This is a genomic window from Nostocoides sp. (assembly GCF_035343835.1).
In the GTDB taxonomy this organism is placed as follows: domain Bacteria; phylum Actinomycetota; class Actinomycetes; order Actinomycetales; family Dermatophilaceae; genus Nostocoides_A; species Nostocoides_A vanveenii.
In genome coordinates this window covers 1-9,690 of record NZ_DAOQZV010000117.1, presented here as the reverse complement: position 1 = coordinate 9,690, position 9,690 = coordinate 1, and the positions used below count along the sequence as shown (strand labels likewise).

The 9,690-nt window shown below is 68.8% G+C and carries 8 protein-coding genes; 5 read left to right on the top strand and 3 right to left on the bottom strand.

The annotated features are described in order from the left end of the window. Positions 1–40 precede the first annotated feature (40 nt). The gene (locus PKH97_RS09690; RefSeq protein ID WP_324387202.1) at positions 41–1,750 is read left to right on the top strand and encodes a dynamin family protein; all 1,710 of its coding nucleotides are present in this window, start codon (positions 41–43) and stop codon (positions 1,748–1,750) included. Next, entirely contained in the window at positions 1,747–3,408 is a 1,662-nt protein-coding gene (locus PKH97_RS09685; protein ID WP_324387201.1) for a YfjP family GTPase, read from the top strand. Before PKH97_RS09690 ends, PKH97_RS09685 begins: the two co-directional genes overlap by 4 nt. A 12-nt stretch (positions 3,409–3,420) precedes the next feature. Here the strand turns inward: PKH97_RS09685 and PKH97_RS09680 are convergent, their stop codons facing one another. Next, on the bottom strand, positions 3,421–4,143 hold the full coding sequence (locus PKH97_RS09680; RefSeq protein ID WP_324387200.1) for a single-stranded DNA-binding protein: 723 nt from the start codon (positions 4,141–4,143) through the stop codon (positions 3,421–3,423). Between the two features lie 199 nt (positions 4,144–4,342). Then, positions 4,343–4,888, bottom strand: a complete 546-nt coding sequence (locus tag PKH97_RS09675; RefSeq protein ID WP_324387199.1) for a nucleosidase — start codon at positions 4,886–4,888, stop codon at positions 4,343–4,345. A 56-nt stretch (positions 4,889–4,944) separates the two neighbouring features. On the opposite strand from PKH97_RS09675, the gene ettA reads away from it, so the two are divergent. Then, positions 4,945–6,627: an energy-dependent translational throttle protein EttA gene (gene ettA, locus PKH97_RS09670; protein ID WP_324387198.1), complete on the top strand. Its 1,683-nt coding sequence runs from the start codon at positions 4,945–4,947 to the stop codon at positions 6,625–6,627. A gap of 22 nt (positions 6,628–6,649) precedes the next feature. Here the strand turns inward: ettA and PKH97_RS09665 are convergent, their stop codons facing one another. After that, positions 6,650–7,294, bottom strand: a complete 645-nt coding sequence (locus PKH97_RS09665) for a TetR/AcrR family transcriptional regulator (protein WP_324387197.1) — start codon at positions 7,292–7,294, stop codon at positions 6,650–6,652. A gap of 68 nt (positions 7,295–7,362) precedes the next feature. On the opposite strand from PKH97_RS09665, the gene PKH97_RS09660 reads away from it, so the two are divergent. Further along, complete coding sequence (locus PKH97_RS09660) at positions 7,363–8,508, top strand: acyl-CoA dehydrogenase family protein (protein WP_324387196.1); 1,146 nt, start codon at positions 7,363–7,365, stop codon at positions 8,506–8,508. Next, on the top strand, positions 8,505–9,275 hold the full coding sequence (locus PKH97_RS09655) for an SDR family oxidoreductase (protein ID WP_324387195.1): 771 nt from the start codon (positions 8,505–8,507) through the stop codon (positions 9,273–9,275). Before PKH97_RS09660 ends, PKH97_RS09655 begins: the two co-directional genes overlap by 4 nt. Positions 9,276–9,690: the final 415 nt, after the last annotated feature.

The window sequence follows — 9,690 nt, the reverse complement described above, 5'->3', positions numbered from 1 at the left end:
GGTCCGATTGCCGCAGGCTAATGGCGGGTAATCTTGGCGCGTGTCAACGACGGCGGCAGGCAGCGATCAGTTGCTGCCTGCTGTGCGTGAGTTCCGCGACCGGGTTGCCGAGAGCGTCCTGCCGCTGGACCTGCCCAGCACCGCGGCGGCGAAGGACAATCGCGCGGCGCTGTTGCGGCAACTCGACGACTACGTCATCCCGCGCCTGTCGTCGATCGACGCGCCGCTGTTGGCGGTGATCGGCGGGTCGACGGGAGCCGGCAAGTCGACGCTGGTCAACTCGCTCTTGCGCCGTGAGGTCAGCCGCGCCGGCGTCATCCGCCCGACCACGACGAGCCCGGTGCTGGTGCATCACCCGCAGGACGAGCGCTGGTTCGCCGACGCGCGGATCCTGCCCGAGTTGAGCCGGGTCACCGGCGAGGTCACGAACCGCGATGCGGAGAACACCGTGCGGCTGGTGGAATCCACCGAGTTGCCCGCGGGTCTAGCGCTGCTTGATGCCCCCGATATCGACTCGGTCGTCTCGGCCAATCGCGGCCTGTCTCGGCAGTTGCTCGCGGCCGCTGATCTGTGGCTCTTCGTCACGACGGCAGCCCGGTATGCCGATGCCGTGCCATGGGAGCTGCTGCGCCAGGCTGCCGACCGAGGGACAGCCGTGGCGATCGTCTTGGACCGGGTGCCCCCCGAGGTGATGGGGGAGGTGCGCCCTCATCTGGTGGACATGCTCCGCGAGCAGGGCCTGGGCACCTCGCCGGTCTTCCCCATCCCGGAGACGACGCTGACCGATGCCGGCCTGATCCCCGACGCTGACATCGCCCGCCTTCGGTCGTGGCTGACCGACCTCGCCGCGGACGCGGGCGCGCGCGAGGTGGTCGTCCGCCAGACCTTGTCCGGCGCGCTCGCGTCTCTCGACGAGCGCGCCGAGGAACTCATCTCGGCCAGTCGCGCCCAGCAGCGGGTCACTGGGCAGTTGCGCCACGACGTGGACGCCGCGTTCGCGGCCGCCCGCAAGGGCGTCTCGGCGGGGATGAGCGACGGCCAGTTGCTGCGGGGCGAGGTGCTTGCGCGGTGGCAGGAATTCGTGGGCACCGGCGAGTTCTTCAAGAAGGTCGAGTCGGGGGTATCGCGACTGCGCGACCGGATCACCGGAGCGCTGACCGGCAAGACGACCACTCAGGCCGATGTCGACGAGGCTCTGCACGTCGGCGTGGCGCAGTTGATCGAAGCTAACAGCACGGCGGCCGCCGCGGATATCGCGCGCTCCTGGCGCGGGACGCCCGCCGGCGCGGAGTTGCTCGGGGCCAACCCGGACCTGGGCAAGGCCTCGCGCGATCTGTCCGAGCGCGTCGACCGGGAGGTCCGCAGCTGGCAGGACGAAGTGCTCGACATCGTCCGCAGCGAGGGCCGCGACCGGCGCACGAATGCGCGGATCGCGGCATACGGCGTCAACGGCATCGGCCTGTTCCTGATGCTCGTGACCTTCGCCCACACCGCCGGGCTGACCGGCGCCGAGGTCGGCATCGCCGGGGGCACCTCCGTGCTGGCCCAGCGGGTGTTGGAGGCGATTTTCGGTGACCAGGCCGTGCGCACGATGTCGGAGAAGGCGCGCGCCGCGCTCCTGGCCCGTGCCGACGCGGTCATCGACCGGGAGCAGGCCCGCTACCTCGACGCGATCGGCGCGCGAACGGTCCCGGAGGACCAGACCCAGCGTCTGGCACGCGCCCTGGACAAGGTGCAGGCGGCCCGGTGAATCCCCTCAAGCTCGGCCGCGCCTCGGGGGTAAGCGCCGAAGACCTGCAACGGCATGCTGCCGCACTCGCCGCCGCGCTGGCCGCGGGTGCTGCCCAGCTGGATCCCGTTGCGGCGGAACGCGCGCGAGCCGTGACCGCGAAGGTCGCCGAACGGACTGCGCATACCGGCAGCCACACCGTCGTCGCCTTCGCCGGCGCGACCGGGAGCGGAAAATCCAGCCTGTTCAACGCCGTCGTCGGCAGCGATGTCGCGACCATCGGAGCGCGCCGCCCGACCACCTCCAAGCCCACGGCCGCCATTTGGGGCGACGAACCCGCGGGCCCGCTCCTGGACTGGCTCGAGGTCGATAACCGCCACCAGGTCGGCACGGGCGGATCGCTCGACGGCCTCGTCCTGCTCGACCTGCCCGACTTCGACTCCCGGGAGAGCGTCAACCGGGCCGAGGCCGAGCGCATGCTCGAACTCGTCGACGTCTTTGTGTGGGTCACGGACCCACAGAAGTATGCCGACGCTCGCCTCCACGACGACTATGTCGCCGCAATGACCAACTACGACGCCGTGACGATCGTTGTGCTCAACCAGGCCGACCGGCTCACCCCGCGCCAGCAACAGGAATGCCTCGCCGATCTCTCCCGGCTGCTGAAGCGCGACGGGCTGACCAAGGCCAAGGTGCTGGCTACCTCGGCGCGCACCGGTCTCGGCGTCGGCGAGTTGCGCGAGGACCTCGCGCAAGCCGTCGAGGGCGCCCGCGCTGCGCGCACCCGACTCGACGCCGACGTGCGGTCGGTTGCCACCGCCTTGCGACACGGCGTCGGCGACTCCGAGCCCGAACTCAAGGGCGCGAACACCAAGGAACTCGTGACCGCCCTGGCGCGCGCCGCCGGAGTGCCAACGGTCGCCGAGGCCGTGCGACGCGACTATCAGCGCCAGGCCGTCGCCGCGACCGGCTGGCCCTTCACCCGCTGGGTTTCCGCCCTGCGACCCGACCCGCTGAAACGCCTGCGCCTCGACCCCATGGAGGAGAAGGCGCTCGGCTCGCGGGAGGTGCGACGCAGCGTCACGCGGTCGTCCATCCCGGAGGCCACGCCAGCCGCTCAGGCTGCGGTCGAACTCGCTGCCCGCCGACTTGCGCAATCGGCAGGAGGCGATCTGCCACAGCCCTGGGCCGAAGCCGTCGCGCTCGCGGCGCTGCCGTCGGCGGCCGGACGCGCCGACGACCTCGACGAAGCCGTCGTCGGCACGCGTCTGCCAGGCCGCCGCCCCATGTGGTGGTCGGTCCTCGGCATCCTCCAACTCCTTCTCGCCCTCGCGACCGTTGCGGGACTGGTCTGGCTCGCAGCGATCTTCGTCGTCGGTTGGTTCCAACTGCCGGAGCTGCCGACCGTGCACGTGGGACCGTTCGCCCTGCCCTTCGTTTTGCTCGCCGGCGGGCTGGCACTCGGCTGGCTCCTTGAGCTGATCTCCCGGTGGTTCGCCTCGGTCGGCTCCCGGCGCCGCTCGGCGGCCGCCCGGCGGAAGCTGGACGATGCCATCGCCACGGTTGCGGATCGCAGCATCGTGCAGCCCGTCGCCGCGGTGCTCGCTCGGCACCGGGAGACCAGGATCCAACTCGACGCTGCCGGGGCCACGATGCCCGGGGCCGCGCGGCGCCGCTGACCGGACAGCCCGTCAGTCGCGGATGCCCGCCTCCGCCGGGGCGCCGGCCCCGGCGAGCCAGCGGTCGGGCTCGAAGTCGCCCATCTCGTCGCTCTGCTCGACGGCGTCACCCGCCCGCTGGTCAGCCAGCGGAAATCCGTCCGGGCCGACCTCGACATAGGCCGGGTTCCAGCTCTCGACGTTATCGCCGGACCCGTCGGCCCCGTCGCTGTCGTGTCGCGCGTTGTCGGCCGGATGGTCGGCACCGCAGCCCCACGGCGCACCGACCGACTGACTCCCGACCTGGCCCTCGCCATCGCCGGCGCCCCAGTTGTTGGCGCGCGCCTCGGCGACCACGGGGTCATTGGTGCGGTCACCCGGGTCGAGGCGCAGCTTCATGCCCTTGGTGTACTCGGTGTAGCCGTAGGTCAGGTCGTGCCCGATCGACGTGGCCTCGATCTCGACGCTGGTGTTCTTGCCATTGCCGTCGGTGCGGTCGAAGAGCTTGACCAGCAGCTTGCCGTGGACGACGACCGGGTGCCCCTTGGCCAGCGAATCCTTGGCATTGCGGCCCAGATAACGCCAGGCAATGACATTGAAGAAGGCCGTCTCCCGGTCCTCCCACGCCCCGTCGCTGCGCCGCAGCCGGACGGTCGACGCCACCCGGAAGGTCGTGAACAGCGCTCCCGAGCGGCTGACGCGCTCCTCGGGGTCGGCGCACAGGCGCCCACTGACGGTCACATAGTTCTCGTTCATCCCTGCCCCCTTCGGGCCTCGCCCCTCGCGCGGTCGCGAAGGTTCGATGCCAGCCTGGCAAGCCGCCGAGCTACTCGCCACGACCCGCGAAAACCCTGTGGATCACGGGCACCGCGGTCGGCGGCTGTGGACAAAGCTGAGGCCCAACCCGCCCCGCCCCCTCACGGCATGGTGCGAACCGTCGAACGGGTGAGGTGACTTAGCCGAGATGCTCCTCGACCCAGGCACCGAGCACCCGTGCCGAGGTATCAACCAGGGCAGGCCACTCCAGCGCGCCTTCGTCGGCATTGTCCGAGACATGCTTGACCAGCCGCACCGAGGCGCCGAAGGACGCAGCGGCATACGCGATCGCGAAGCCCTCCATGTCGACCAGGTGCGCATCCTGCGCGAGCCGGTCCCGCACGGCAACGTCGGTGACGAAGGTGTCACCCGTCGCCAACACCACATCGGCCGCTCCGCAGCCCAGATCGATCCGCTGCGGCGGATAGCCGAGCAGCCCCAAGGCGAGATTGACATCGTGATTGACCACCACGCCTGGGTGAAACAGCCCGGTCAGCCCGTCGCGCAGCGCCCCGGCCGTCCCAATGTTCACCACCTCGACCGCGCTCGGATCGCCGTATGCCGCCAGCGCCCGGCAGGTGGCCACCGCCGCCGCCGTCTTGCCTACTCCAGTGACGAGAAGCGGCATACCGGCGGGGACATAGCGCGCCTCGCGCCGCGTCGCGGCGATCACCAGAACGGGCATACCGGCTCCTCGGCGACGATTCGGGCGCAGGCGTTCGCGCGGTTAGCCTTGACCCTATGCCTGAGTTCATTTACGTCTTCTCGCGCGCGCGCAAGGCGCATGGGGAGAAGGTCATCCTCGATGATGTCACCCTCTCCTTCCTCCCCGGCGCCAAGATCGGCGTCGTCGGCCCCAATGGCGCCGGCAAGTCCACGGTCCTGAAGATCATGGCCGGCCTTGAGCAGGCGTCCAACGGGGAGGCGCGGCTGACCCCGGGCTACAGCGTCGGCATCCTCATGCAGGAGCCCCAACTGGACGAGACCAAGACCGTCCTGGGCAATGTCGAGGAGGGGGCCGGTGACATCAAGCGGGCGCTCGATCGCTACAACGAGATTTCCGAACTGATGGCCGACCCGGACGCCGACTTCGATGCGCTGATGGCCGAGATGGGTCAGCTGCAGGAGAAGATCGACGCCGCGGACGCCTGGGATCTCGACTCCCAACTCGAGCAGGCGATGGACGCGCTGCGCTGCCCGCCGCCGGACGCCGAGGTCGCCGTGCTCTCTGGTGGTGAGAAGCGCCGGGTCGCCTTGTGCAAGCTGCTGCTGCAGAAGCCGGACCTGCTGCTCCTCGATGAGCCGACCAACCACCTCGACGCCGAGTCGGTGCTGTGGCTCGAACAGCACCTCGCCGCCTACCCCGGCTGCGTTGTCGCCGTCACTCACGACCGCTACTTCATGGACAACGTCGCCGAGTGGATCCTCGAGCTCGACCGCGGCCGCGCCTACCCCTATGAAGGCAACTACTCCACCTATCTGGAGAAGAAGCGCGCCCGCCTGGAGGTCCAGGGCAAGAAGGACGCCAAGCTCGCCAAGCGCCTCGCCGAGGAGTTGGAGTGGGTGCGCTCCAACGCCAAGGCCAAGCAGACCAAGTCCAAGGCCCGCCTCGCCCGCTATGAGGAGATGGCGGCCGAGGCCGAGCGCACCCGCAAGCTCGACTTCGAGGAGATCGCGATCCCGCCGGGCCCGCGCCTGGGCTCGGTCGTCATCGAGGTCGACAAGCTGCGCAAGGGTTTTGGCGAGCGCATCCTCATCGACGGCCTGTCGTTCACGCTGCCGCGCAATGGCATTGTCGGCGTCATCGGCCCCAATGGCGTCGGCAAGACCACGCTCTTTAAGACCATCGTCGGCTTCGAGGATCCCGATGCCGGCAAGGTCAAGGTCGGCGAGACCGTCAACATCTCCTATGTCGACCAGAACCGTGCCGGCATCGACCCCAACAAGAACCTCTGGGAGGTTGTCTCCGACGGGCTCGACTTCATCAAGGTCGGTCAGGTCGAGATCCCCTCGCGGGCGTATGTCAGCCAGTTCGGCTTCAAGGGCCCCGACCAGCAGAAGAAGGCCGGCGTGCTTTCCGGTGGTGAGCGCAACCGTCTCAACCTGGCCTTGACGTTGAAGCAGGGCGGCAACCTGCTGTTGCTCGACGAACCGACCAACGACCTCGACGTCGAGACCCTCGGCTCGCTGGAGAACGCGCTGCTCGACTTCCCCGGGTGCGCCGTCGTCATCAGCCACGACCGGTGGTTCCTCGACCGCGTCGCCACGCACATCCTCGCGTGGGAGGGCACCGACGAGGACCCGAGCAGGTGGTTCTGGTTCGAGGGCAACTTCGAGGCCTACGAGAAGAACAAGATCGAACGCCTCGGTGAGGAGGCCGCACGCCCGCACCGGGTGACCTACCGCAAGCTCACCCGCGACTGATCGAGCCGCGCGGGGGGAGGGGTCAGGTCACGCCGACGAGGCGCAAGCCCAGGCGGCCATAGGTCGCGCCGATCTCCTCTGGGGTGCGCTTGCTGCCGGGCTGATACCAGCGGGCCACGTCGATGCACAGCGAGAGCAGGGCGAGGGTGGTGTCGGCGATGGAGTCGACCTGGAACTCGCCGCGCGCATTGCCTTCGGCCAATACCGCCCGCACGGCGGCGTCGATCTCCTTGCGCAGCGCCAACACGCTCTCGCGGTGCCCGGGCGTCAAGTGTCCGAACTCGTATTGCACAATGCGCCCGATGCGATATTGCTCCGCGTGCCACCGTGAGAAGTTGGTCATGATGGCTTCAAGCGCCACTGTCGGTGGTCCGGACGCAGCAGCGTCGACGATCATGTCGCGCGCGGCCGTGTGACCCCGCATACAGATCGAGTAGAGCAGCGCCTCCTTGGAGGCGAAGTGGACGTAGACGCCGGCGGGGGAGAGGCCGGCGCGGCCGGCGATGTCCCGCGTAGTCGTCGCGTGAAAACCCTTGTCGGAGAACGCATCCGCTGCTGCCTCCATGAGCCGGAGAGCGGTCTCGGTGACCCCCTCGGTCAGGGGGATGGCGTGCACGTCATAGGTGCGTACCCGCGCTCCGATGCGCAGGCGGATGCCGTCCGTCATGTTGACAAGCATGCCCGATAGTGCGAAAACTAAGCAAGCGCTTAGCACCGTCGACGAAGGAGCCGTCCATGCCACGCAATCTCTACGATGCCGACCACGAGGAGTTCCGGGCAACGGTCGCCGAATTCGTCGAGCGCTCGCTCAAGCCGCGTGCCGAGGAGATGCTCGCCGCCCATTCCATCGACCGCGAGGTCTGGCGCGAGGCGGGCAAGCAGGGCCTCTTCGGCCTCGACATCCCCGAGGAGTTCGGCGGCATGGGCGCCGACGACTACCGCTTCAATGCGATCAGCGCGGAGGAGTTGAGCAAGTTCAACGCCGCCGTCTCCTCCTGCTTCGGCATCCACTCCGACGTCTGCCCGCCCTATATCGTCGACCTCGGCACCGACGAGCAGAAGCAGCGCTGGCTGCCCGGCATGGCGTCCGGTGAGCTGATCTGCGCGATCGCGATGACCGAGCCCTCGGGCGGGTCCGACCTCGCCGCCCTGAAGACCACGGCCGTTCGCGACGGGGACGACTGGGTGATGAACGGCTCCAAGACCTTCATCACCAACGGCTACCAGTGCGATCTGGTCATCGTCGCTGCCCGGACCGATGTGACCAAAGGCCCCAAGGGCATCACCTTGTTCATGGTCGAGGACGGGATGCCGGGCTTTAGCCGTGGCCGCAAGCTCGACAAGGTCGGCCAGGAGGAGTCCGACACCGCCGAGCTCTTCTTCGAAAATGTGCGTGTCCCCGACGCCAACCGCATCGGCCCGGAGGGGATGGGCTTCATCGCGATGATGCAGCGCCTGCCTCAGGAGCGCGTCGGCGCGGCGGTCTCGAATGTCGCGCATGCCAAGCAGATCCTGCTCGAGACGATCGACTACGCCAAGGAGCGCAAGGCCTTTGGCCAGCCGATCGGCTCCTTCCAGCACAACAAGTTCAAGATCGCCGAGTTGGTCACGGCCATCGAGGTCGCCGAGGCCTATGTCGATGATTGCATCGAGGCGCACGCCCAGCAGAAGCTGTCGGCGGTCGACGCCGCCAAGGCCAAGTGGTGGAGCGCCCAGGTGCAGAACGACGTCCTCGACGAGTGCGTCCAGCTGCACGGTGGCTACGGCTTCATGAACGAATACCGCGTCGCTCGCGCCTGGCGGGACGCCCGCGTCACCAAGATCTGGGCCGGCTCCAACGAGATCATGAAGGAACTCATCGGACGGGACCTGGGCCTGTGAGCGACGACGCCCGTAGGGCGCACGCCGGCTCGGTCGCCATCGTCACCGGTGCCTCGCGCGGGATCGGTTACGGCATCGCCGAGCGTCTGGTCGCCGACGGCGCCCGCGTGGTGATCACCGCGCGCAATCAGGAGTCGTTGGATGCCGCGGTTGCCTCGCTCGGCGGGCCGGATCACGCGGTCGCGGTGGCGGGCAATGCCGCCGACGACGCGCACCAGAACGCCGCGATCGCGGCGGCCGTGCAGGCATACGGCAAGGTCGATCTGTTGGTCAACAACACGGGGATCAACCCGGTCTACGGCCCCATTATCGACACCCCGATCGAGGCGTCGCGCAAGATCATGGAGACCAATGTGATCGCCGCGCTGTCGTGGACGCAGAAGGCGATTGCGGCGGGGCTGGGCAAGGACGCGCCGGGCGCGATCGTCAATGTCGCGTCCGTCGCCGGGCTTGGGGCGACCGGCGTGATCGGGATGTATGGCGTGTCCAAGGCCGCGCTTATCGCGCTCACCCGCGAACTCGGTATGCAACTCGGCCCGGCCATCCGCGTCAACGCGGTCGCGCCCGCCGTGGTCAAGACCAAGTTCGCCGAGGCTCTGTATGCCGCGGACGAGGACCGCGCCGCGCGCCCCTACCCGATGAAGCGGCTCGGCCTGCCGGAGGACATCGCCGGTGCGGTGAGCTTCCTACTCTCCTCGGATGCGGCCTGGATCACCGGCCAGACCCTGGTGATCGACGGGGGAGTGACCCTCCGCTCCGGTGTCTGAATTCTTCCGGCAGGTTCCGCGCGCCGGGGTGTGGTCCAGACGCGGCCCGCGATCCGTTGGAGGCGCCGAACCACCGGGCAACCGCTAGCGCTCCCGTTGTGGGTCACTGCCGCTCGGTTTAGAGGATCTGCAGAGTCGGATAGCCGGGAGGCACTCGGCGACATGAGCGGCGGGGACGCCTCGCCAGGGGGGGAGTTGGAATGGGGACGATCTCGCGACGGATCGCCTTGACTGCAGCACTGAGCGCCATAGGCGGCGCAGCCGTGCTGACGACCGCGCAGGCAGCAGCCTGGCCGGGGCCGGATGCCACGACGTCGGACTGGTCTCAGGTCGCGGGCTATAGCGACACCGGGCGTGGGAACGCGCCGAGACGGTTCTGACGCCGGGGACGGTGTCGGGGATCGGCGTGCGTTGG